Source organism: Campylobacter showae (assembly GCF_900699785.1).
Classification (GTDB): Bacteria; Campylobacterota; Campylobacteria; order Campylobacterales; family Campylobacteraceae; genus Campylobacter_A; species Campylobacter_A showae_D.
Genome location: NZ_LR535679.1, coordinates 1390630 through 1415655, shown reverse-complemented (window position 1 = coordinate 1415655; position 25026 = coordinate 1390630). Strand labels below are relative to the sequence as shown.

General features: G+C 49.0%; 20 protein-coding genes. 10 read left to right on the top strand and 10 right to left on the bottom strand.

All coding sequences use genetic code 11. The annotated features are described in order from the left end of the window. Positions 1-535: 535 nt before the first annotated feature. The 4 genes from E4V70_RS07095 to E4V70_RS07080 all read left to right on the top strand — a co-directional run bounded on the left by E4V70_RS07095 (position 536) and on the right by E4V70_RS07080 (position 4887). Entirely contained in the window at positions 536-1708 is a 1173-nt protein-coding gene (locus tag E4V70_RS07095; protein WP_122862433.1) for a cation:proton antiporter, read from the top strand. After that, on the top strand, positions 1705-2979 hold the full coding sequence (locus tag E4V70_RS07090; RefSeq protein WP_122862432.1) for a citrate synthase: 1275 nt from the start codon (positions 1705-1707) through the stop codon (positions 2977-2979). Before E4V70_RS07095 ends, E4V70_RS07090 begins: the two co-directional genes overlap by 4 nt. 341 nt (positions 2980-3320) lie before the next feature. Beyond that, positions 3321-4184, top strand: a complete 864-nt coding sequence (locus E4V70_RS07085; protein WP_122862431.1) for a 3'(2'),5'-bisphosphate nucleotidase CysQ family protein — start codon at positions 3321-3323, stop codon at positions 4182-4184. Positions 4185-4356: 172 nt separating this feature from the next. Next, positions 4357-4887 (top strand): hypothetical protein, encoded by a 531-nt coding sequence (locus E4V70_RS07080; RefSeq protein ID WP_122862430.1) that lies wholly within the window; start codon positions 4357-4359, stop codon positions 4885-4887. Between the two features lie 167 nt (positions 4888-5054). On the opposite strand, the gene tsaD is transcribed toward E4V70_RS07080, so the two are convergent. From tsaD to E4V70_RS07025, 9 genes are all read right to left on the bottom strand, one after another. Then, positions 5055-6053, bottom strand: a complete 999-nt coding sequence (tsaD, locus tag E4V70_RS07075) for a tRNA (adenosine(37)-N6)-threonylcarbamoyltransferase complex transferase subunit TsaD (protein WP_172603266.1) — start codon at positions 6051-6053, stop codon at positions 5055-5057. 367 nt (positions 6054-6420) lie between these two features. Next, the gene (locus tag E4V70_RS07070; protein ID WP_232037838.1) at positions 6421-7224 is read right to left on the bottom strand and encodes a toxin-antitoxin system YwqK family antitoxin; all 804 of its coding nucleotides are present in this window, start codon (positions 7222-7224) and stop codon (positions 6421-6423) included. A gap of 497 nt (positions 7225-7721) precedes the next feature. Further along, a complete protein-coding gene (creD, locus tag E4V70_RS07060) occupies positions 7722-9050 on the bottom strand; it encodes a cell envelope integrity protein CreD (protein WP_122862427.1) in 1329 nt (442 codons plus the stop codon). Between the two features lie 96 nt (positions 9051-9146). Then, complete coding sequence (locus tag E4V70_RS07055; RefSeq protein ID WP_122862426.1) at positions 9147-10595, bottom strand: DKNYY domain-containing protein; 1449 nt, start codon at positions 10593-10595, stop codon at positions 9147-9149. Between the two features lie 184 nt (positions 10596-10779). Next, complete coding sequence (locus E4V70_RS07050; protein WP_122862425.1) at positions 10780-12021, bottom strand: uracil-xanthine permease family protein; 1242 nt, start codon at positions 12019-12021, stop codon at positions 10780-10782. Between the two features lie 808 nt (positions 12022-12829). Further along, a complete protein-coding gene (dxr, locus tag E4V70_RS07040; RefSeq protein ID WP_122862424.1) occupies positions 12830-13942 on the bottom strand; it encodes a 1-deoxy-D-xylulose-5-phosphate reductoisomerase in 1113 nt (370 codons plus the stop codon). Further along, the gene (locus E4V70_RS07035; protein WP_122862423.1) at positions 13936-14667 is read right to left on the bottom strand and encodes a phosphatidate cytidylyltransferase; all 732 of its coding nucleotides are present in this window, start codon (positions 14665-14667) and stop codon (positions 13936-13938) included. The genes dxr and E4V70_RS07035 overlap by 7 nt, the downstream gene beginning before the upstream one ends. A gap of 293 nt (positions 14668-14960) precedes the next feature. Beyond that, positions 14961-15323, bottom strand: a complete 363-nt coding sequence (locus tag E4V70_RS07030; RefSeq protein ID WP_122862422.1) for a hypothetical protein — start codon at positions 15321-15323, stop codon at positions 14961-14963. A 12-nt stretch (positions 15324-15335) separates the two neighbouring features. Further along, positions 15336-16631, bottom strand: coding sequence for an NFACT RNA binding domain-containing protein (locus tag E4V70_RS07025; RefSeq protein ID WP_232037837.1), 1296 nt, complete (start codon positions 16629-16631; stop codon positions 15336-15338). 110 nt (positions 16632-16741) lie between these two features. Between E4V70_RS07025 and E4V70_RS07020 the strand changes: the two genes are divergently transcribed. Continuing rightward, on the top strand, positions 16742-18877 hold the full coding sequence (locus tag E4V70_RS07020; protein ID WP_122862420.1) for a TonB-dependent siderophore receptor: 2136 nt from the start codon (positions 16742-16744) through the stop codon (positions 18875-18877). Positions 18878-19255: 378 nt separating this feature from the next. Continuing rightward, positions 19256-20530, top strand: a complete 1275-nt coding sequence (leuC, locus tag E4V70_RS07015; RefSeq protein WP_122862419.1) for a 3-isopropylmalate dehydratase large subunit — start codon at positions 19256-19258, stop codon at positions 20528-20530. A gap of 621 nt (positions 20531-21151) precedes the next feature. Here the strand turns inward: leuC and E4V70_RS07010 are convergent. Beyond that, complete coding sequence (locus tag E4V70_RS07010) at positions 21152-21409, bottom strand: SemiSWEET family transporter (protein ID WP_122862418.1); 258 nt, start codon at positions 21407-21409, stop codon at positions 21152-21154. Between the two features lie 115 nt (positions 21410-21524). On the opposite strand from E4V70_RS07010, the gene mobA reads away from it, so the two are divergent. The 4 genes from mobA to E4V70_RS06990 all read left to right on the top strand — a co-directional run bounded on the left by mobA (position 21525) and on the right by E4V70_RS06990 (position 24963). Then, positions 21525-22190, top strand: coding sequence for a molybdenum cofactor guanylyltransferase (gene mobA, locus E4V70_RS07005; protein WP_122862417.1), 666 nt, complete (start codon positions 21525-21527; stop codon positions 22188-22190). Next, positions 22187-23281, top strand: coding sequence for a phospholipase A (locus E4V70_RS07000; protein ID WP_122862416.1), 1095 nt, complete (start codon positions 22187-22189; stop codon positions 23279-23281). Before mobA ends, E4V70_RS07000 begins: the two co-directional genes overlap by 4 nt. Positions 23282-23486: 205 nt before the next feature. Next, a complete protein-coding gene (locus E4V70_RS06995; protein ID WP_122862415.1) occupies positions 23487-24356 on the top strand; it encodes a toxin-antitoxin system YwqK family antitoxin in 870 nt (289 codons plus the stop codon). Positions 24357-24375: 19 nt separating this feature from the next. Beyond that, positions 24376-24963 carry an SMI1/KNR4 family protein gene (locus E4V70_RS06990; RefSeq protein WP_122862414.1) on the top strand — a complete coding sequence of 196 codons (588 nt, stop codon included), beginning with the start codon at positions 24376-24378 and terminating at the stop codon, positions 24961-24963. The last annotated feature ends 63 nt before the right edge of the window (positions 24964-25026 follow it).

Sequence of the window (25026 nt, the reverse complement as noted above, 5' to 3'; positions counted from 1 at the left end):
TTTACCGGCCGAGACCCACCTCTCGAAAACGCTAAATTTAGATTGGTTAAATTTGGTGTTGCAAGCCAAGCTTCTTTTCGTAAAAAACAACCGTTTAAGGTTGTTTTTTACTTTGTTGTAAAGGGGGTGGGGGCTTGAATGGCGAAGTCGCTCCCCACCCCCTTTAATCCCCCTCCCCCTACGACGCTTTTAAGGTGGCGACATAGCTTTGCTAACGCAAAGCGTCGCAGGCTTTTGATCTAAATTTGACATTTTCAAGGTACAGGTCTCAGCGACTCAAATTTGTAAATTTAATGCCGAATTTGACCGCAACAAAGATAAGGCGAAGTATTTTTCTACTTCGCTGCGCTCGTAGCTTTTCAAGAAGTTCTAGACGAGGCGCTTTTAAATTTGGCGATGGGAGTTACCTCGTCGGTAATGACCGAGCCAAATTTAAAAATAACGAAGTATAGGGCAAAAAGACAAGCCAAGCAAGTCAAATTTATCAAAGAATAAAAAACCTTAGGTTATAATCCCCCATTTACAAAGGACTTTCTTGCAGGCAAACGGGCTAAATATCCTCATCGCGCTAGCTTTTATCATCTTTACGTCGCCGTATTTTTCTAAAATTTTACGCATCCCTATCGCGCCCGTGGAGATTATTTTGGGCTCATTGGCGGGGTATTTCGGCTTTATCGGGCATAACGAAATGTTTAAAATCGTGAGCGAAGTAGGCTTTTTTTACCTCATGTTTTTAGCGGGCACGGAGGTCGATCTCAAGCTATTTTTCACGATAGATAAAAAGATCCTAAAAACGGGCGTCATCTATCTGGCGATACTTTACCTGCTCTCGGGGCTGCTGACGTTTTCGTTTGATCTAAACCGCCTTTTTATCCTCATCGTGCCACTGATGGCCGTGGGTATGATATTTACGCTATTTAAGGAGTACGGCAAAAACGAGGAGTGGCTAAACATCGGCATGCTCATCGCCTCGATCGGCGAAGTCGTGAGCATCACGCTGCTAACCTTCGTCGGCGCGTATATGAAATTTGGCGCCGGTAGCGAGCTAGCGTTTTCGATCATATATCTTAGCGGATTTTTAGCCGCGGCGGTGATCGGCTATAAGACGCTAAACGTGCTGTTTTGGTGGTATCCGCAGCTGCGCGTCATCCTGATGCCCCACTACGACAACTCCGAAAAAGACATCCGCCTGTGTATGGCGCTGTTTTTTGGCATCATCGCGCTTATGCTTTATTTAAATTTAGAAATTGCGTTTGGCGCATTTGTGGCGGGGACCTTTATCGCGACGTTTTTCGATCACAAAAAAGACCTCCCGCACAAGCTTGCAAGCTTTGGCTTCGGCTTTTTGGTGCCGACCTTTTTCGTCCATATCGGCTCGACGTTTAAGCTTAATGCCTTTATGATAGACGGAGTCGTGCGCGACGCGGCGCTGATAACGGGCGTCATGATAGGCTTTAGACTAGCGGCTAGCACGGTGTTTTTAAACATCTTGGGGCTAAAAAATACCGTCCTTTTCGCGCTCTCGCACTCGATGCCGCTGACGCTTCTTATTGCGGTTGCTACCATAGCCTACAAATCAGGCGGTATAAACGAAAATTTTTACTTCTCTTTCATACTAGCGAGCCTAACTCAGGCTATAATAGTAACGATTTGCATCAAAATCCTAATGAGCTACGAAAATAAAAATTTGCAAAAGGAGCCAAAATGAGCGATACGGTTACGCTAACAGACAACAGAAACGGCAAAAGCTACGACTTTCCGATACTGCACGGTACGATGGGGCCCGACGTCATCGACATCTCGACCTTTTTTAGCGATACGGGAATGTTTACGTTTGACCGCGGATATACCTCGACGGCGATGTGCCGCTCTAGCATCACTTATATCGACGGGCTAAAAGGCGAGCTGATGTACCGCGGCTACGACATCGCGTATCTAGCGGAAAACAAAACCTTCATCGACGTGGCGTATCTGCTGCTAAATAAAGAGCTACCGGATAAAAAGCAATACGACGAATTTAAACTCGAGCTTAAAAAGCGCAGCTTCATCCACGAGGGCATGATGAAAATTTTCGACGCTTTCCCGGACAAGGCGCATCCGATGGCGATCTTGCAAGCGGCGGTCTCGGCGCTTTCGGCGTTTTACTTCGATCACCTAAACATGGATAAGCCCGAGGAGTACCACGAGATGGCGATGCGAATAATCGCAAAGATCCCGACTATCGCGGCGTTTTCTTATAGATTTTCGCGCGGATTGCCGATCATTTATCCGAATTTAGACCGCGGCTTTACGGAAAATTTCCTCTACATGATGAGAGCCTATCCGTACGAGCACGTGGATCTAAAACCTATCGAGGTTAAGGCGCTAGATACGGTCTTTATGCTGCACGCCGACCACGAGCAAAACGCATCCACGACGACCGTGCGCACCGTAGGCTCGACGCACGCGCACCCGTATGCGTGTATCGCCGCGGGTATCGGAGCGCTATGGGGCTGGGCGCATGGGGGAGCAAACGAAGGCGTCATCCGCCAGCTAGAGCAAATCGGCTCGGTCGAAAACGTCGATAAATACATCGCCCGCGCCAAGGACAAAAACGATCCGTTTAGGCTGATGGGCTTTGGTCACCGCGTGTATAAAAACTTCGATCCGCGCGCTAAGGTGTTAAAATCCATGTGCGACCGGCTATTTGACGAGATCGGTATAAACACCGAGCTTTTAAAAATCGCCAAAAAGATCGAGGAGATCGCGCTAAACGACGAGTATTTCATCTCGCGCAACCTCTACCCGAACGTCGATTTTTACTCGGGACTGATTTTAAAGGCGCTTAGCATACCAAACGATATGTTTGCGGTTATTTTCGTCATCGGTAGGATCCCGGGCTGGATCAGTCAGTGGATAGAGCTAAAAGAGCAGGAGAGCATCAAGATCGTGAGGCCGAGGCAGTTGTACGTGGGCAAGACGAACAGAACGCCGAAGTGACGCGTCGTCTTTTGCGCGCCTTTAAATGAGCTAGAAAATTTTGAGCTGCGACAGACTATTTGTCTAGTCTTGCTCAAAATTTCCGTCGCAACATTTAAATTCATCGCAAAATACAGCCGCTTATCGATTTGCGTTCAAATTTGAAGTCAAATTTATAAATTTAACTCCATCAAAATTTACGAAGCTCGCGACGCTTTGCGTCAGCAAAGCAGTGTCGCCACATCTCACGTCGTAGGGGTTGGGGGATTGTTAAGGGGGAAGGGAGCGACTTCGTAATTCAAGCCCCTTCCCCCTTAACAATAAAAATCAAAATATTAAAAATGCAGCAAAAAGAAACAAAAATGCAAAATTTACTAAACCTAGCCAAGCTTGCGGCCGTAAAAGCAGGCGACGAGATAATGAAATTTTACGCCCACAAGGGCTTTGACGACGAGATTTTAGCAGCCAGTTCGACTTTGCCCAAAAGCGCATGCAGCCAAAACTGCCGGGATTTCGAGGTAAATTTAAAAAACGATCATTCGCCCGTGACCTCGGCCGATCTCGCGGCAAACGCTGCGATATTTGAAACGCTAAAAAGCTCGCAGATCCCGATCTGCTCGGAGGAAAAGATTTTAGTCGAGAGCGCGCGAACGTTTTGGCTCATCGATCCGCTAGACGGCACGAAGGATTTTATCGAGGGCAGCGGCGAGTTTTGCGTCTGCATCGCACTCATAGAGGACGCACGCCCGGTTCTTGGCGTCATCTACGTGCCGGTTACCGGCGAAATTTATAGTGCTGCAAAAAGCGAACGAACGCAAAAAGAGCTTTATAAAAGCGGCGCGTTTATCCCGCAAATTTTAGCCGCAAAAGAACATGCGCCGCAAACGATAATCAGCGGCAAACGCGGCAAAAACGTAACGGCCGGCAAGCTCGCAAGCGCCCTAAATTTGGGCATCGCGCGGCTAAGCTCGGCGATCAAATACTGCCGCATCGCCGAAAATCTCGCGGGCGCTTACATGCGCTACTCGCCAAGCTCTATCTGGGACAACGCCGCAGGCGAGATTATCGCTGCTGGTGCTGGCGCAAAGATGATCGATCTAGCGACGCTCAAAGCCCCGATCTACGACGCCGCCTCGCTAAAAAATAACGAATTTATCGTCATCGCAAAGGATTTTATAGCCCGCGAGGGTGAAATTTTACGAGCGATCAAAGAGTTAAATTTATAGACCAAAAGGCGACTCGCCGCATTGCAAATTTAAACGGCTCGAGTAAATGCCATTATATAGCAACGCCGAATTTAAGACCCGCTAGACGAGAGTCGATAAATTTCATTTAAAATTTAGCTAAAATCGTAGTCAAATTTCAAGCCCCAAGTCGCCAAACATTTAAAGGAAACAGTTGTTAAAAATCATAAAATCAGTTCTTAGCGTCATTTTCCAGGCTAGAATTTTATTTATCCTTTTTTACTTTTGCGCCTTCGTTACTTTTGCGCCCATGGCGTCTATCTTGGGCGCGGAGACTGGCCAAATGACGTTTTCTGCGCTATTTAACCCGCTCACGATACTATCTTGCGCATTGCTTGCCGTTTATATCGGCTTTAGGGTCGCAGCATATAAAAATCACGGCATAGATTGCAGGATGGACGCCATATTTTTCATCGCTTTGAGCTGGATATTTTTTATGCTATTTTGCTTGGCGACGCTTCTTGCGACCATTTTATTTTTGGAGGATTTTAGAGGCTTGCCGCCACGAGAATTTTGCTCGCTACTTTTAGTTATGGCGGTTGTTGCGGCGTGGCGCACGCTTAAGAGCTCGGAATACAAATTAAGCGTATTTTACGAGCGAAAAGCCGGCGCAAAAACAAGTATATACAAAATCTTAATTTATTCAGCCTTAGCGTTTGCGGCGATTGTCGCAGTATTTTTTTAGCAAAACGATTTTAGATTCTATAAATTTAGCACTTTTGGCTCATCACGTCAAATTTAGATTTGCCGTGCTTTATACTCGCCAGCACGCAATAGCGCCACAAAAAGCTAAATTTGAGGTAATAGTCGCCAAATTTGAGCTAAAAAGCAAATTTTAGCCAAAAGCCGAATCTAAATCCTCGTTAGCTCGCTTCTAGGACTTGCTTGCAGATCAAGCCCCGCAAACTCGCCGCGCAGGTATTTTTCGCGTCCCGCACGCGCGATCATCGCGGCATTATCGGAGCAAAACTCCAGCGGCGCGCAGATGAGCTCGCAGCCGTGCTTCTCACACAGAGCTTGCAGACGGGAGCGCAGATTTAGATTCGCGCTAGCTCCGCCCACGACGCCGAAACGCTCAAATTTACGCTGGGCAAAGATCTTTTCTAGCTTGTTTAAGATATGCTTACAGGCGGTATTTTCAAAGGCAAAGCAGATGTCGGCAACGTCCTGCGCGCCCAGATTCCCGCTTGCGGCGAGCTTTTCGGTTTCGACGCGGACCTGATTTTTTAGCCCCGAGAAGCTATACGCCGTGCGCGCGTCGCCAAGCAGCGGCACGGTAAATTTAAACCTCTCGCGCCCGCTCTTTGCCGCCTTTTCGACCGCTACGCCGCCCGGATACCCAAGCCCCAGTATCTTTGCGACCTTGTCAAAGCTCTCGCCAAAACTATCGTCCATCGTCGCGGCTAGCACGCCGACAGCCCCGTCCGCGCCGATATCTAGCACCATCGTGTGCCCGCCGCTAACGAGTAGCACGCCCGCAGGCAGCCGCGCCTCCTGCGTCAAAAATAGCGAATACACGTGCCCGGCGAGGTGATTTACCGCGATTAGCGGCACGCGCAGCGACGAGGCCAGCGCCTTTGCCATCGCGACGCCGCCAACTAGGCTCACGGATAGCCCCGGCTCGTTCGTGACGGCGACGGCTTTTACGCGGGGTAGTTCTGCTTTGATCTGCTCTAAAATTTTAGGTAGCGCAGCCGTATGAAGGCGTGCGGCTAGCTCCGGAACCACTCCGCCAAATGCGCAGTGCTCGGCATCTTGCGAGATTTTTTTGTGAAATTTTAGCTCCAGCGTCTCGATGTCCAGTAGCGCCACCGAGCTGTCGTCGCAGCTGCTTTCTATGCCTAAAATCAGCCCGCTCGCACTGCCATGTTGTAAATTTTCTCTCATTTTGTAAATTTTCCTTTTTTAGCGCATTTTACCGCTTTTTGCTTTTGCGGTTATAAATTCGGCCCGCTTCCTAGCAAAGGCTGCCAAATACGCGCGCAAATCGCTCGTCGTAAATTTGCGACGGACCCAAATTTGAGATTTTCAAGATGCGGGTCTCGGCAACTCAAATTTATAAATTTAATGTCAAATTTGAGCATAAAATGATAAGGCGAAGGATTTTTGCGTTTAGACGAGGCGGATTTAAATTTTACGATGGGAGCTACCTAGTCGGTAGTGACTGAGTAAAATTTAAATCCAACGACGTATAAACCAAAAAGACAAGCCGTAAAACTCAAAATTTCTCGTCTCTTATTATTTTCCCCCTCTCATCATACTCCCGCTCTATCTTATTTTCATAGTCGTTAAGCGACTTTAGTCGGCCGTTTGGATAAAACGTCTTTATCCAGATAAATACCGTGTCTTTTTGGTAGCTCGTATTGTCGATCGCGCCGTTTTCATCGTAGTTTTCGTAGTAATCCTCTTTAGGCCCCGAGCGCACCGTGATAAAGTGCTTTTGGCGCGGTTTGCCGCTACTAGAGTAGGAGAAGCTGTTGTTGTCCGAAAAGATACCCAGCATAACGTCGAATTTATTGCTTGATTTGTATAGCCCGGCGACGTTGCCTTCGTCAAAAGCATCCTTGACTTCGACGTTTATGTCGTCCCACAAGCACAGCTGCAGCGTGCCGCTATGCATACCGTCCGCATGATAAAAATCTATCTCGATCCAGCGCTCTTGGCCGCTTTTGATAAATTTTACGATCTGCTTTTGCGGGTGATGCAAGGGCGGCTTGATATAGCCGTATAGCCTGCCGTAAAACAGCGTCTCGCCGTCCGGAGTATAGATACGCTCATAGACGTTGTTTAGCTCTAGGCGGCTTTCCGGATCGTACTCGCCCGTCCTTTCTACGTCGTAGCTAAACCTCATCTCAAGCTCGCCCGTTTGCTTGCCTTTTAGCTTTGGGCGCGGGGTAAATTTTAGCTCGCTCTGGGGTAAAATTTGAGCGTTTTGCTTCGCCGAGCTCGGTTTTTCGCCGCCGAATGCCTGCGACGAAGCGGCAAAACTAAGCGCCAAAAATAGCGCAAGAAAGTTTTTCATTTTTATCCTTTAAATTTTTGCGTCTTTAAAACGAGCGTGATTATAGCGTTAAATTCGGATAAATTTTTAAATTTTACCCGCCGAGACCTGCATCTTTAAGGTGCTAAATTTTAGTTTTGTCAAATTTAAGATTCTCTAAATTTTTTTTAGTTTTTCTTTTTCTTGGGTGGCGGAAGGGGTTTCTACTTACGAAGCGTCGCCCATTCCGCCCCCAAACCCCCACCAACCCCACTGCACGTGAGAGGTGGCGACACAGCTTTGCTGACGCAAAGCGTCGCGGGTTTTTAGTTAAATTTGAGTGTAACGAATTTACATTTTCAAGGTGCGGGTCTCGGTGACTCAAATTTACAAATTTGAGCAAGGGAAGTCGGGGTGAAGTATTTTTGCGTTTAGACGAGGCGGATTTGAAATTTTGCGACGGGAGCTACCTCGTCGGTAGTGACCGAGCAAAATTCAAATCCAACAAAGTATAAACCAAAAAGACAAGCCGCAAAGAGCTAAATTTTCAGCCCGTTTTCGTACCAATCTATCTTCCTGGTCAAATACATAACAAGCGCTATCACCGCAAATATCATCACGCTGCCCATCAAAAGCGCGTAGTCCTCGGACTGTAAGATACCGTAGAGCAAGCAGTAGCTAACCGCATGCACGAGTGCGATAAATACGCCCCATTTGCGCGCCCGAAAGATCGCCGAACCGTAGAAAAGTATCGTCGCACACACGGCTGCGGCCGCAACGAGATAGCTAGCTAAAAAGCTGATATGCTCGGAAAACGAAAGCACGAGCAGGTAAAACAGCACGTCGGCTGCTCCGATGAGTAGGTACTGGATCGGATGGATGCGGGCGCGGCTGTAAATTTCGCACAAAAATATCGCCAAAAACGGCACCGCTAAAAACAAGATCGCGTAGGTCACGCAGCGCGCGATGAGCGAGTAGTTGTTTACGGGGCTGATGAAGCTAGCCTCGACGCTCTCTAGCCCCATCTCGCGCCTGCCGTCCATGATCCACGCCTGCGGGACGCCGGTGCTAAGGCCCGAGATCTCCCACTGCGCGTTAAAGCCACTGCTAGTGACTTCGCGCGATTTAGGTAGCCAGCCGCCGCTAAAAGACGGCGAGCTCCACGAGGATTTTACGTCAAATTTATTATCCTGCCCGACGGGAACGAAGCTCGCGCTCTGCCCGCCCTGCATAGATAGCGCGCCTGCTAGCTCAAAGCCGCCGTTTGCTAAATTTGCGGGTAGCTTATAGTGGACGCTTTGGGCAAAGGGCGAGTATTTAGGCGGCGCAAAAGACTGCGCGAGATCCTCTCCGTTTGCTTTTAGCGCTGGAAACGCGGTAAAGGTCTTTTTGCTGCCCACGCCTAAAATCAGCGTCGCCTCGCCTAGCAAAACGTCGCTTTCTTTGATATTTAGCTGCTCGAAATTTAGCGGCGCAAATTTGGCTTTTAGCGCGACTTCGCCGTTAAAAACGGGCACGCTAAAGATACCGCGCTTTAGATACTGCGGATTTAGCTCGGTCGATAGCTCGTATGACTGCGGCATTATCATGATCTGCTCGGTTGTCTGCGATACCGCAGCTACGCCGTTTTCGTTGTAGATCGCCGCTTGCTTTTTATACGGCACCGAGATCAAAACGCCCTCGATCCTAAGCTCCCCGCCGACTGGCTGCATGATGGACTCCTCGGCGGTGCGTTTGACGTAGGCGCGGTCAGAAATCATCGAACTGATGAAACCTAGCGGGATAAGCAGCAGCAAAAGCAGGACGAATATAATAACCGGCTTCGTCCAAAAGCCGCCCCTCACGCTGTTTATGATTTTGTTTTCCATTGGATTTCCTTTTGATTTTTTTCACTGCAACTTTAACTAGAAATCGTAATAAATCGGTAAGAAAGGTTGTAAATTTAGAGCAAATTTGGGGTAAATTTAACCGCGCTGCAAGCTACGCTTTCTAAAATAGCTATAAACCCAAGCACCAAGCAACAAAACCGCCGCGAGGCAATACATATAAAAGGCCGCGCCGTTTTCATACTCCACGTCCTGCGCGGTAAAGACCTGCTGCGACATTTCGGGGTTTCGCGCAGCCTCGTCCGCGATCTGCGCCATCACCTCATCGTCGTGTACGCCTAGCATGATCTTTCGTAGATCGATGAAATTTGTCCGCTTATCCAGATGCCTGCCGCTGCGGCCCGTGACGTAAACGCTATGCGAGTAGAAATTTAGATAATAAAATCCCGCGTCATCCTTCAAAAGCTTTTCCGAGATCTGCCGCACGGCGCCTTTAAACGGATTATCGCCCGCCCTTTTTAGCGCGCTTAGCCGGCTGGCGTCTGCGCAAAATTTATAATACACGTACCAAAAAGCGTCTTTGAGCCAGCCCTCGGCGCCGCTGCCGCGCGGACGATTTAAAATTTTATCCTTGCTTAGATAAAATATGCCGTTTTTGCTCGCAAACAGCATGTATTCCTGATGCCCGCTCTGAAAATTTAGCGGCGTATAGGGCTCGTTTGCAGCATCAAATCTCTCGCCGTTCATCAGCACCGCGCCCGCCTTCGGATCGTAAAGAAACTCTATGCCAGCGTTTGGCTCCACGAGATACATCTGCTCGCTAGGGGTGAAATTTAGCCTCTCGCCGTCCGCATAAACGCTGCGTCCGTCGCTCAGCCACCGATCGACCTGGCGAAAGTGCGCGGGCGAACCGGAGCCGTCTTCGTGTATGATTTTTAGCCTTATCTGTTTTAGATTTTTTGCATCCGCGCCCGCTAAAATTTTACCCTCGTAAAAGACCCGCTCGCCGTCCGTGGCGACGTAAGGGCTCTCGGTCAGCGGCGATATAGGCGCGCTAGTATCAAGTCTAGCGTAGGGATAGTTGTACTCCTGCGGCCACTTGGAGAGCCCAAACGCATGGAAAAACACTTTATAAATGTAGCTTATCGCGCCGCCCATGCGCTGCGTGACGTCCGAGCAGAAGTAGCTCACGCGTCCGTCGCTGTAGTAGCGAGAGCCGATCTTTTGCGTGCGAGCGGGATCTAGCCCCGTCATCTTGCGAGCGCCGCAAAATACGTTACTAGCGTCCATACCGACGTTTGCGTAGGAGTATCTGCCGGTATCAAGCGCGCGAAAGCTCGCCGCGTCCACGCCGCCCTCTAGCTCGTAAGGAGCGAGGTTCCAAGAGCGTAGATAAATTTTGCCGCCGATGTTGTAGTAATCGCTGCTACCGATCTTTTGCGCGCCTGCGGGCAGCTCGCGCGAGCTATCATACGCCGATAGTTCATAGATAAAAACGAGCGAGACGAAGAGCGGCGCGAAAAGTACCGCAAAGAGCAGCTTTAGCGCCTTTTTATCAAATTTGCTTAAATTATTCGCCTTTTTCATAAGGCAATTATATATCTTGCTAGTTTAAAACGTTAGAAATTTAAAAGCGTTTGCGGGGAAAATTTTAAAATTTAGGCTGCGGTAAATTTGACGGCGAAAAGCCGCGGGTAAATTTGGCGCCGAAATTTAAGCTCAAATTTACCCGCAACCGCGCGAAACCACGCAAGCTCCGCGCAAATTTAACTTAGTACCCGTCAAAATGCTTGGTCTTTGGCAGCACCAAATTTAACGTAATGCCGATGAGCGCGCCAAGCCCCACGCCGCTAAAACTCATCGCGCCAAAATCCAGCACCATGCCGCCGATCGCGCAGACGAAGATGAGCGCGACGATGATCATATTGCGCGGCTCGGCTAGATCTACGCCGTTTTTGATCAGGGTCTCCATGCCCACGCTAGCGATGATACCGAAAAGCAGCAGCATGATGCCGCCGATGACGGGAGCGGGGATCGTGGAGAGCGCGGCGCCGAGCTTGCCCACGAAGGCTAGCAGTATCGCCGTAAGCGCGGCAAAGGTCATAATAGCGGGATTGTAAGCCTTTGTGATGCTGACCGCGCCCGTGACCTCGGAGTAGGTGGTGTTTGGCGGTCCGCCAAAGCACCCCGCTAGCGACGTTGCAAGCCCGTCGCCAAGCAGCGTGCTTTTAAGCCCCGGGTTTTTTAGGAAATTTTCCTTTGTTACGTTGCTGATCGCAAGCATATCGCCGATGTGCTCGATCGCGGGTGCGATAGCGATAGGCACCATGTAGATCACGGCTTCTAGCTTAAAAACCGGCGCGGTGAAATGCGGCAGCGCAAACCATGGCGCGTTTAAAATCGGCGTAAAATCCACGATGCCGACAAACAGCGACGCGCAGTATCCAACCGCGATACCGCAAAGTATCGGCACGAGGCGCAGCATGCCGCGGCCAAACATCATAACGACGATGACGGCCGAGAGCGAGATGAACGCGATGGTAAGCGACTGGCCCTGCGTATAGAGCGCCTCTTTGCCCTTGCCCATGACCATATTTACGGCTGCAGGCGAGAGGATGAGGCCGATCGTCATGATGACGGGACCGACGACTACGGGCGGTAAAATTTTATGCAAGAATCCCTCGCCTTTTAGCCTAATTAGCAAACTCAAAGCCACGTAAAACAGCCCCGCCGCAACCACTCCGCCCATAGTTGCGGCGATGCCCCACTCCTTCACGCCAAAGCTAAGCGGCGCGATAAAGGCAAAACTAGACGCGAGAAAGATCGGCGGAACGTTTTTGCGCGTGATTAGCTGAAATAGCAGCGTGCCGATACCAGCCGTAAATAGCGCCACGGACGTATCAAGCCCCGTTAATATCGGCACCAACACGAGTGCGCCAAACGCGACGAATAAAAACTGCACGCCGACGAGAGCGTCTTTGAACCTGAGATTGTAGCCTTCGTATTTTTCCATTTTTTCCTCTTTTTATTTTGCGGCTTATTTTTTGATTCTTGAAATTTGCGGCATTTGTCTTGTTTTGCAGCCAAATTTAAACACAAAGCGATTTTAAAATTCGTGAAATTATAACATATCGGCGACGATTACGGCGACGAAAAAGTGTCGTTTTAAGCAAATTTTTCGAGCAAATTTTAAATTTACGCACCGAGACCTGCATCTTTAAGGTGCCAAATTTAGCTTGGTTAAATTTAGCGTTATAAATTAGAGTTTTTGTGCAATTTAATCTTTCTTGTTAAGGAGAAAGGGGCTTGAATTACGCTCTGCCAGCAGCTCTCAAAGAGAGTGCGTCCTAACAGTAGCAAACGAAGTGCGGCTAAGCACAAGGCGAGGCAAAGCCGAAGCAAAAGAGCTCCCTTTTATATCCGACTTTTCTTTTTCTTGGGTGGCGGAAGGGGTTTTACTTCGCCTACGGCTTGTAACTGCGAGCAGGCCCACCCCCGTCTGCTTGCAGCTGTTAGCAAAGCAACGCAGAAATCCCCGCCTGCCCCACTGCACGTGAGAAGTTGCTATATTTCGTGCAGGTTTATTTGGCGCTGTCGCGCCGAAAATTTAAATTTGACATTTTCAGGGTGCGGGTCTCGGTGAGTAAAATTTGAATACAAAATTTAAAAATTTGACTTCAAATTTGAACGTAAAAGAGTCAAGGCGAAGTATCGTGAGATGATTTTTCGAGTTTTGAAGCAAAATTGAGCGTGCGCTAGGCATATAGCCTGCGGAGCGAAAATTTTGCAAAATCTCGGAAAAGCGCTAAAAAGACAAGCCTCTATTTAAGTAGCTTTTCCGCCCACGCTCTCACTTCCAAATCCACTTCAAAGATCTTACATTCGCCCTCTATCTTCTCATTTTCAAACCTCTTTGCCGCAGCTAAAACCGTTTGCGAGATATCCAAAAATCCGCACTCGCCGCGCAAAAATTTATACACCGCGACTTCGTTTGCGGCATTTATCGCAACGCCGAGATCCGGGTTTTGCAAAGCTTGGTCTTTTAGCAAAAAGATAGGATATTTTTTCAAATTTATCTCGCCGAATTTTATATTTTTTAGCGTTTTTAGATCCAAATTCGGCACGATTTGCCCGTTTTTCGTATCGGCCGCGCTCAAATTTAGCGCTCCGCCCTCGCCCAAAATCGCATGCGCGATGGCTAAAATCATATCGGTTTTAGATAGATGCGCCGTAGTCGAGCCATCGGCAAACTCCACCAGCGCGTGCACCGTGGACGTGCGCTCGATGAGCGCCTCGATATCCCGCACGCCGTAGAGCCAGAAGGCCTCCAACACCTCAAAAAGCTTGTTCGCCATCGTCGCGCTATCAATCGTGATTTTGGCACCCATGCTCCAGTTCGGGTGCTTTAGCGCGTCTGCTGCGCGGGCGTCTTTTAGGGCTTTTAGCGGGGTTTTGTAAAAGGCGCCGCCCGAAGCCGTGATGACGAGCCTAGCGACCGGGGTTTTGTTCGCGAGCAAGAATTTAAGTCCGAAATGCTCGCTATCTATCGGATTTATCGCGCCCCTGTCTAAAAATTTGCCGCCCGCGACGAGGCTTTCTTTGTTGGCAAGCGCTAGTTTTTTGCCCAGCTTTTGCGCGGTTAGGCTCGGAGCAAGTCCCGCAAAGCCCACTAGAGAGTTTACGACGCGCTCGCTCTCGCACTCTTTTAGCATATCGCAGATGCCATGTGCGCCCGCAAAAACGCGTTTGTGTTTTACGAATTTTGCAAATTTAGGCTCGGCGATACAGACGAATTTGGGCTTAAATTCGGCGATTTGCTCGTTTAAAAGCTCGTAGTTTGACGCACAGCTCATAGCCTCGACGCCAAGGCCGAATTTACGGGCCAAATTTAAAGTATTCGTCCCGATCGAGCCCGTCGAGCCCAGCACTACCACGATAGCGTCCAGAGCATCGCGGCAACGCCGAAAAGATAGCCGTCGATACGGTCAAGCATACCGCCGTGACCGGGCAGTAGCGTGCCGCTATCTTTGACGCCCGCTCGGCGCTTTAAGTAGCTCTCGAAAAGATCGCCCCAAACGCCGAAAGTCGCAACCAAAAACGCCGTGATGAGGCTATGCCAAAAGCTATCGGTCAGCACCCAACCAAAGCCCGCGCCAAAGACCGTAGCCACGGCGATACCGCCTGCGACGCCCTCCCAGGTTTTGTTGGGCGAAGTCTGGCTAAAGGCGTGCTTGCCGCAAAATTTACCGACGAAAAACGCCCCGCTATCGCACGCCACTACTGTTAAAATCAGCCACGCCAAGTAGCCGACGCCATAAAGCGAATAAAGCATCCAGATGAGAAAAATCGGCGTCATCGGATACAAAAACGGCAGCGCGGGCGTTAGATTTTCGCTCTTAAAGTGCGCGAGAAAACTAACCACAAGCAAGACCGCTAAAATAGCGATAAATGCGGGGTTTGAAAAGGGCGTAAGCAGATAAAAAATAACCGCCGTGAGAGCAAGGGAGTTTCCTTGTAGGCCGTAGAGCTTTTGCGCTTCGCTAAAGGCCGTGTAAAGTACGAAGCCTAAAATGGCGAAATTTAACAGATAACTATCGACGAAAAAGATGACCAAAACTACCGCAAATAGCGCGATGCCGGTGATTATACGCGTTTTCATGATTTGTCCTTTTTTGAGTAAAATTGTATAAAATTTTCGCTTAAAAGCGCTGAAATTTGAGGCGAATTTACGCTTGCGAGTTTTAGCGGACGGTTAAATTTGACGGTTTTGCGTTAAATTTTATTTTTGATTAAAAAGGGGCGGTAAATTTGGCGCACATTTGACGAGCTGCGCTAGACTTTGTTTTTGCTAAAAACGGCGGCTTAAATTTAGCGGACAAAAGCTCAAATTTACCCCAAATCGAGCCAAATTTGACCGCCTAGCCGCGAGCGGTCAAATTTACGCCCGCAAGCTTAAATTTTAAGATCAAGATGCTGAAATACGGGCGATGCCTGCGGGAAGTCGTTAGCCACGACGCGCTCCTCGGAGTTTTCGCCATCCTCGTTCTCGGAGTCTGCGTTTTCGCCCTTTTGCTCCGAGGCGAGCTCGCCCTGCTCCTGCCTGCCTTTTTGCTTTTCGTGCTCGTTTTGCGGGTCGATTTTATAGGTTTCCTCGGTCGGGCGCACTTCGGAGACCTCTTGTTTTTCGTCGCTTGCTAGCGATGCGGCGGCGAGGTTTTGCAGGTCAAATCTATTTTGGACGTCGGCGACCTTGTTTGAGACCATATTTACGTTTTGATTGATAAAAATCGTGTTGCCAAGGGGTGTTACAGCCATTTTCGCCTCCTTTTAGTCGTGCTTTGTTACTAATATCGTCTTAAAATTAATATAATTTACATTTGCGCCGCTCGTAATTTTGACGTTGTTACGTTTGGTAAAATCAACCTCGTACGTCCCGCCGCCTTTGACGCTAAAATTTACGCAAATTTTCGCCGCAAATCTTAAAATTTCCTCGCTTGGAGCGCTTTTTGCGGTTTTGATAATGACGTGCGCGGACGGCAGGTCTTTTAGATGCATCCAGACGTCGTCTTTTTTCGAGTTTTTTAGTAGCCAGACGTTGCCTTTTTCGTTGCGTCCGATACTGATTTTATAGCCTTCGATATAAAAATCCTCGACGTTTTGATTTTGCTCTTTTTGCTTTACGGCGCGGGCTTTTTTAGGCGCTAGGATCTCTAGCTCTTCGGCGCTTTTTGCTTCATTTACGAGCGTTTGTAAATTTGATAAAAACTCTAGCTTTTCGGTCAAATTTTGCCGCTCGATGATTAGACCCGCCGCCTTTTGTTTTAGCCTTTTTGCCTTTGCAAACATCGCGTTTGCGGCGATTTTGGGGCTGTCATCTAGCACGAGCCGCACCTCGCCTCGCTCGAAATCATTTAGCGTTACTTCGCGCTCGTAGTCCCTTAACGCGTGTAAATTTGATAGAATTAGCCCCGCGTTTTTGCTTAAAATTTCGCTTTGCGCATTTAGATCCGCTTCGTTTTCAAGCCCCGATAAAATCTCGCTTAAATTTTGCATTTTTCGCTCTATCGCGGCCGATTTTACGGCGCGCAGGTTTTCTAGCTTTGCGTTATTTACGCGCTTAAATTCCTCGCTAAAATACTGCGCAAAATCCGTTATCGGCGGCGTCTGGCGCTCTTTTATCGCAGCCGGCGGCAGCTCTAGCAGCTCGCGCCCCGGTTTTATCACGCGAAAATTATTATCTATATGGCGCAAAGCCTCGACGATTACGCCCTTTTCGTCCGTGATGATCGCGTTGGTAAAGCGCCCCGTAAACTCCAAAAATAGGCTCGAAGCCAGACTCTTATACGAGCCTTGGAATTCGCACTCCAGCTTTAAAATTCTATTTCCCTCGGGCACGCTTAAATTTAAAATTTTAGCCCCCCAGAACCTCTTTTTTAGCGCGACGTCAAAGGGTGCTTTGTACTCTTTTACGTTTAGAAAATCAGGATTTGCGTAGATCGCGGAGTCAGCTTTGCTAAGATCAAAAAACAGCCCGAGCTCGCCGTCGAATTCGATAAAAATCGCCATATCGCCCGCGCGTCTGATTGCGGTTATTTTTTTAAATTTGCCTAGAAAAGATTGCATTTGTTTTAAATTTGCGTATTTCATAGCCGAAATTATAGCCTAAAATGCGACCGAAATTTAAGCGTGAGAATAATATAATGATAATGCATTTTAAAACGGAGAAAAAATAAATGAACAAATTTAGCCTAAGTTTAGCGGCCTCATCGCTGCTTTTAACTCAAATTTTCGCCGCCGACGTAGCGCTGCAAGGCGTCGAGATTAGCGAGAGCGCGGATGATGGATACCGCGCCAAAACCAGCGAAGTAGGCAAAACCAATACGCCTATTTTAGAGATCCCGCAGACGGTAAACGTCGTAACCCAGCAGCAACTAAAGGATAAAAAACCCGAGACTCTAGCCGAGAGTCTTCAAAACGTGAGCGGCGTTAGCTACGGAAACACCACGGGCGGTATCTTTGACTCGATCATTAAGCGAGGCTTTGGCGGCGGACGCGACGGCTCGATCATGCGAAACGGCGTGCCATCTAGCGTCATGCATAGCTTTAACAAAACCGTAGAAAGCGTCGAGGTACTAAAAGGCCCGGCTAGCTTGCTTTACGGCGCGCAAGAGCCCGGCGGCATCATAAATATGGTCACTAAAAAGCCAAAATACGACTTCTCAAACGAAATTTGGGCCGGTATCGGCAACCGCAACTACTGGAACGCGGGCTTTGACAGCACGGGACCGATCGCTGATAGCGGCTTTGCGTATAGATTTATATTTGATATGATGCAAAAAGACTACTGGAGGGAGTTTGGCGAATATAAAAACGTCCTCTTTGCGCCTTCGCTCTCGTATAAAGGCGATGATTACCGCATAAATTTAGCCTATACGCACACACGCTCGACCGATCCGATCGACCGCGGTATGTATCTCATTCCAAGCACGGGCAAGCTACTTCCGATAGATAAGAAAAGACGCCTTGACGAGCCGTTTAATAAACTAAAAACCAGACTCGACACCGTAGACGTAAATTTTGAAAAAAATATCGGCGAGGACTGGCTACTGCGCGGCGCTTATGCGTATTCGCGCTCTAAGCACGAATACGGCCACATCAGGCTAATGAACGTAAATTTAAACACCGGCGTTGCGGCTAGACGAAACGAGGCGTATGACGGATTTATCCACCGCACGCACGCCGGGTCGTTAAATTTAAACGGTTACGTGCAAACGGGCGAGATAGAGCACAACTTGCTCTTTGGTATCGACGCAAAGGAGTACTACCGCTATAGACCCGGCGCACTAAACAGCTACAGCTCCGGCACGACGCACAAAAACTATCCGATAAATATCTACAGTCCAGTCTACGGCACGGTCGCCTATCCGTCCAACCGAGCCTCCGGTATCCAGTATCAAAAGCTAAGAACGATCGGATTTTACGCGCAAGATAGTATAAATTTGACCGAAAATTTGATCTATTCTCTGGGCGTTAGATACGAATACTACGACCAAGTCGCACGCGGCACGACTAGCGGACCAAACACCACCGATCAGCAAGATGGCAAATTTACGTGGCAGACGGGGCTTTTATACCTGCTAACGCCGGAGTGGTCTGTTTATACCAACTACGCGCAAAGCTTTAGCCCGCAAATGGCGATCAGCGGCGACGACATCGGCGACATAAAGCCCGAAGAAGGCAAAAGCATAGAGCTGGGAACCAAATTTCAAAACGATAGCATAACGGCTAGCGCGGCGGTCTTTAACATCAATAAGAAAAACATCATGCGCACCGTAAATAGCGTAAGTACGCCCGTAGGCGAGGCGCGCTCGAGAGGATTCGAGTTTGACTTTAACGGCCGCGTGACGCAAGGGCTAAGCGTGGGCGCTAGCTACGCATACACTAAAACCGAGGTGCGCAAGGATAGCGGTGCGTTTGCCGTGCTAGTGGGCAAACCGCTAGAAGCCACGCCTAAGCACCAAGCCAGCCTCTTTGCCAACTACGACTTTAGCCACCTAGGCGCAAAAGGCCTAAGGATCGGTGGCGGAGCGAGATATTTTGGCTCATGGTACACCTACTACATGAGGACGAATCTACCGGCTGTGCCGGCAGGAACGGGCTTTAAGATGGACGACGCGGTAGTTTACGACGCATTTATCAGCTACGATACCAAGATTGCGGGCTACGAGACGAATTTCTCGTTTAACGTCAAAAACTTGACCGACAAGCTCTACTATACGTCCTCATCGACCGGCACGCAAGCTAATATCATACCGATACAGCCGGGGTATGCGAGGCAGTTTATGCTGACCGCTAGCGTTAAATTTTAAAATTTAGCGGCTCGTTTTTTGGTTTATACGTCGTTGGATTTAAATTTTACTCGGTCACTACCGACTAGGTAGCTCCCGTCGTAAAATTTAAATCCGCCTCGTCTAAACGCAAAAATACTTCGCCTTAACTTTTTACGTTCAAATTTGAAGTCAAATTTGGCTAAATTTGCAAATTTCGGCTTCAAATTTGATTCGCCCAAACCCGTATCCTAAAAACGCCGAATTCGGTTTTAAATCCGCGGTGTACTGCGCTATTTAGCTAAACCAGGTTCGTATTTGCGGCGCCCAAATTTTAATCTCAATCTCTTTTTATCCATTTTTCGCTAAAATCGCTAAATTTTAAAAACGCGCGGCATCCGCAAAAAAAAAGGAAAATTTATGCAAAACTCAAAGCAAACCATCACCGAAAAAATTTTCAGCGAGCACGTAGGGCGCGAGGTTTTCGCGGGCGAGATCATCGAGAGCGACATCGATATGGTCATCGGCAACGACATCACGACTCCGATCTCCATCAAGCAGTTTGAGCGAAGCGGCGCGACAAAGCTAGCTAATCCCGACGGCTTTAGCGTCGTGATGGACCACTATATCCCCGCAAAAGACATCCTAAGCGCCAACCAAGCCAAAATCAGCCGCGATTTTGCGTATAAGCACGATTTGAAAAATTATTTCGACGAGAAGGACATGGGTATCGAGCATGCGTTACTGCCCGAAAAAGGCCTCGTAGTCCCTGGCGACGTCATCATCGGCGCCGATAGCCACACCTGTACGCACGGCGCACTGGGAGCCTTTGCCACGGGTATGGGCAGCACCGATCTAGCCTATGCGATGATAACCGGCAAAAACTGGTTTAAGGTACCGCCGACTATCAAAGTGATCTTTCGCGGCAAACTCGACCGCCACGTCTACGGCAAGGACCTCATCCTAGAGATCATCCGCCGCATCGGCGTGGACGGCGCGCTGTATAAAGCGCTGGAGTTTACGGGCGAGACGATAGATAGCCTCGATATGGACGGGCGCTTTAGCATGTGCAACATGGCGATCGAGGCCGGTGGCAAAAGCGGCATCATCGCGGTCGATGAAACTACGAAAGAGTTTTTAAAAGGTAAAAATTTACGCGCCGAGCCGAAGCTGCACTACTCCGACGAAGGCGCGAGCTACGAGCAAATTTTAGAAATCGACGTTAGCAAGCTCGATCCCGTGATCGCCTATCCGTTTTTGCCTAGCAACGGCAAGAGCGTGCGCGAAGCGGTGAAAGACGACATCGCCATCGATCAGGCCTTTATCGGTAGCTGCACGAACGGCAGGCTAAGCGATCTACGCATCGCGGCTGAAATCCTAAAAGGCCGCAAGGTAGCGCGCAAAACCCGCCTCATCATCACGCCTGCGACGCAAAAAATCGCCCTGCAAGCGCAAAAAGAGGGGCTGATGGATATATTTGCCGAGGCTGGCGCGGTTGTTAGCAACCCGACCTGCGGCGCGTGCCTGGGCGGATATATGGGGATTTTAGGCGTTGGGGAACGCTGCGTGAGCACGACGAATAGAAACTTCGTCGGCCGCATGGGCGATCGCACGAGCGAGGTGTATCTGGCAAACTCGGCTGTCGCTGCAGCTAGCGCCGTCGCAGGCAAAATTGCCGACCCGCGCGATCTTTAGAATTTAGCGGCTTGTCTTTTTCCTTTATACCTCGTTAGAAACTCGGTTGGCTTTGGTTACGGACTACTAGTCCGCTCCCTCGCCTCCGTCGTTTTCGCCTCGTCTCCTCGTAGCGAAGTTTAGCTTCACTGCGTTCGCTACTGCAAGCAGAGCGTTACGAGTGTTTGCGCGAAGTAAAAAGAAAAAATACTACGCCTTAACTTTTTGCATTTAAATTTGACTTCAAATTTGTAAATTTGAGTTACCGAGACCCGCACTTTGAAAACGTAAATTTAAAAACGTGAGGCGCGACAGCCCCAAATTTAGACCTGCACGCAGTGCAGCAACAACTCACGTGCAGTGAAGTAGAGGGTCGCCCCTTCCGCCACCCAAGAAAAAGAGAAAGGTGGATACAAAAGGGAGCTCTTTTGCTTCAGCTACGCTTCACAACTACAAAGCAGAGCGCAATTTAAGCCCCTTCCCCTTAACAAGAAAATTAAGATATTAAAAACACAGTAAAACAGTGCAGAAAATTTGCATTTAAATTTAACTTCAAATTTACAAATTTGAGCGACTGAAGCTCTCGTCAAAAAATATCAAATTTAACTTCACCGCATCAGTAAATTTAGCGGCTTTTATCCTTTAAAACGCCGTTATCGTCGCCAAAAGACCAAAGATGATGCCGGGCAAATTCGCAGCCGCTAGCGGGTAGTCCCTCTTGGCTTTTAGCAGGCCGTAGCTAGTCCAGATCGTGCAGTTGATCGCTGCGGCTAGAGGCTGGATAAAAGGCGTCTTGTTGCCGTCAAGGTTGCCCATTATCTGCGGGATATAAGAAATATACATGATAACCGACAGGCACGTGCCTATCCAGCCTAAAATTTGTAAATTTTTCTCGCTCATTTTTTCTCCTTTAAAATCCGCATTATACTATTTTTTGGGGTGCGGCGGGCGCATTTTGGTAAATCAAAGCCGTTTTTAGCTAAAGTTAGCCTTATAATTTTGCTTAAGGAAAAAAATGAAAACATGCGTCATCTTAGCCGGAGGCAAAAGCTCGCGAATGGGCCGCGACAAAACGTTGCTGCCTTTTGGCGGATTTGCGACGCTCACGCACTACGGAGCGCATAAATTCGGGCGGATTTTCGAGCGCGTATTCGTTAGTTCCAAATTTAACAAATTTAACCCACCCCTACCGCTCATAAAAGACGCTAGCCCGGAGGAGTTCTCGCGGTCAAATTTGACCGAGGCGAGCGACAAAGAGGGCGCAGAGGCAAGCTTTGCTCAAATTTGCTCGCAAGATACGGCAAATTTGAGCCCAGACGCCTTTTCTCCGATGCTAGCGCTTTATAGTATCCTTAAAAATTTCCCAAACGAAAGCGTATTTATCGTCCCGGCCGACATGCCCTTTGTTAGCGAAGAGTGCGTGCGCGAACTATATAAATTTGCCGGTGAATACGATATGGTTATCGCTGCGGACGAGTCGCATACGCACTCACTTTGCGGGTTTTTTAGCGGAGATTTAGCGAACGCCGCGGGCGAGCTTTTTGCCGCGGGCGAGCACAAGATCGGGCTTTTGCGTAGCCGCTGCCGCTGCAAGATCGTAAAATTCGCGCGCGAAGACGAGTTTTTTAACATCAACTATCAGGCAGATTACGAACAAGCCTTAAAAGAAGGAAAAATATGAAAAAAATTATTGTTTTGCTGGCGATTTTGTTAAATTTAGCCCTAGCCGCCCAGGCGGAAACGGCGAAGCAAAATTTAGCCCCGCAGTCAGAAAATCCAGCTGAAAATTTAACCGAACCGACCGCCAAAGACGAGGCCAAACGCCTATACGAAGCCGCCGCAAAGCTTGAGCATGAAGGCGATAAAACAAGAGCCCTTCAGCTTTATAAGCTGGCGGCTAAAAAGGCGATATTTACGGACGAGGACGGCGAAACGGCCGCCATGGAGCGCTCCGTGATCGCGCCCTCAGATAGCGTAGCGGACGCGCCCGTAGAGGAGCAAAAGATCGCCTCCAAAGAGCGCCCGAAAGCGAAATTTGAAAGCGGCGAGGCGTACGACGTGGATGAAATTTTGGGCCTAAAAATGCACCACCTAAACTATCTCCTGCCGGCAACATACGCGTTTAACGACGTTGAGGGTAGGCGCAGATTTGAGACTGCTTTTCAGATCAGCTTGCAAAAGCCGCTTTTTTACGACGTGTTTGATATGAACGAAACGATCTCGGCGGGCTACTCGCAAAGCTCGTGGTGGCAGACGGCCAAGGGCTCTACGCCGTTTCGCGAGACCAACTACCGTCCCGAGATTTTCGTGACCGTCCCGATGAGATTTGAGGCGCTACCGAGCCTTGACTACCTGCGCGCGGGGCTTTTACACGAGAGTAACGGCCAGGACGGCGAGAAGTCTCGCTCGTGGAACCGCGTCTATCTCGAGGCCAAGCTTTACGCCGGCAGCCTAGTCGTGATCCCGCGAGCGTGGGCGCGCATCCCTGAGAGCAAGGGCAGCGACGATAACCCAGACATCGAAAAATACCTCGGCAACATGGATATAAATTTCGCCCTGCCTTACCGCGGCCACATCTTTACGGCGATGGTGCGAAACAACCTGCATTTTGATAAAACAAACCGCGGCGCGGGCGAGCTTGGGTGGCTGTTTCCGTTTGGCAAGAGCGGCGTATACGGCTACGTGAAGTACTTCACTGGATACGGCGAAAGCCTCATCGACTACAACCGCCACACCGATAAAGTCGGTATCGGCTTTGCGATTTTGAAATAAAAGGCTAGCGCGCTCAGGCGCGGCGCCGACAAGGTAAAATCGCTACAAACGACTAAAAGCGATAGGTCAAATTTGACTAGCAGGCAGTGTGCATAGCAAAGCACGAGAGTAAATTTTAAAAATTACAAACGCGGTGCGATCTCTAAATTTACGCAAGGTCGCTGCCGCAATGCAAGCGCAAAATTCGCCAAATTTAGGGAGTTGGATGAAAAATTTATTAAAGCTTTTTATCGTTTTGACCTGCGCGACCTCGCTACAAGCAGGCGGCAAATACGCGCCCCAGCAGCAAAAAGACGAGCTAATCGCAACCTATGAGATATTTTTTAAATACGACCTGCGCAACGGCGAAAAGGACGCAAACGGCAAAATACGCAACAGACTCTACCTCACCTGGCTAGACGCGGGCGGCGCACAGCTAAATCGCTACGTCATCGACGAAGCGGACGAGCGGTACAAGCGCAAGATCCCGGATGACCCCTCCACAAAGCTAAAAATCTCGTTCGCCGTCCGCAAAAACGAGCGCTGGGTGCTACTCGAAGTGTACTCAAAAGAGCACCGAGACGCGCCTGCGTTCACGGCCGAGAGATGCCTGTGGGGCGGACTAGAAAAGGAGCTACTAGAACTTTTCGACGCGGGCGAGGTGCTAAAACTGTACCGAAAAACCAAACGCTTCGACGCAAATTTAGGCTTTTTTACCGAAAACAACATAGCAGAATACCGCAGAGACGGCAAGCCGTCATATAAAGAATTTACCAGCGTCCGAACCGATAAAAAGGAAACGACTTTTGAAAAGTACGACGAGAGCGGTCGCCTGCACAGCCGCGCATACCAGATAGGCGGCGAGTCTGCGTATTTTGAGTTTTTCTACCCGAGCGGCAAGCTAAAAAGCGTGATAGACCAGCGCCAAACGATCGGCAAGCCGCTTAGTGAAGCGGTTAAAATACAAAAAGAATTTAACGAAAAAGGCGAGCTCGTAAAAGAGGTCGTAACCGACGCAAAAGCTGGCGCGGCGACTACGAAATTTTACGGCGAAAACGACAAAATCATAAAAACCGAAACAAAAAATCTCAGATAAACTAAGAGCGGAGAAAAATATGTTTTTAAAGCTAGACGAGATCGCTCGCGAGCTAGACGAGATATGCCTGCCTCTGGAGCAAGAGGACATAACGGGCATGAGGCTGCTAGCTCAAAGCGACGCCAGCGCGTCCACGCGGGCGCTAGAAAATGCGCAAGAGGCTCTAGGCGTCAAATTTCCGCTTGCGCTTTCGCGGCTAGTTTGCAAATTTGACTTTGGCAAATTTGAAGTTTGCAACGTACGATTTGGCGCCGGCGGCGACTACGCTAGCGAGCTAGTGCGGCTAAACAGCACCGACGAATACGGCGGCAAATGGTGGCACGGCGATACGCGTCCTGCAAATTTGATAGTTTTTGCCGTGGGCGACCCGTGGATTTTTTTGCTTAACTGCGCAGACGGCGCGATTTATGCGTGGCTAATTGGAGACGAAGAGCTTTGCGGCAGGCGCATTGCGAGCGATTTTGAGAGATTTTTTAGAGCGCTTGCTAGTATCGATATCGCGCAACTAAGTAAAAAGGCCGTACCGAGCGCGGAAGAAATAGCTAAATTCGTCCAAGCAAGCGATGATATGGCGCTTGAGTTTTGGCGAGAAATGGCCTGGATTTGATAAATTTAACGCCTAACGCTAGGATTTTGCGCTAAAAATTTAAGCACAGACGCTGCAACGGAA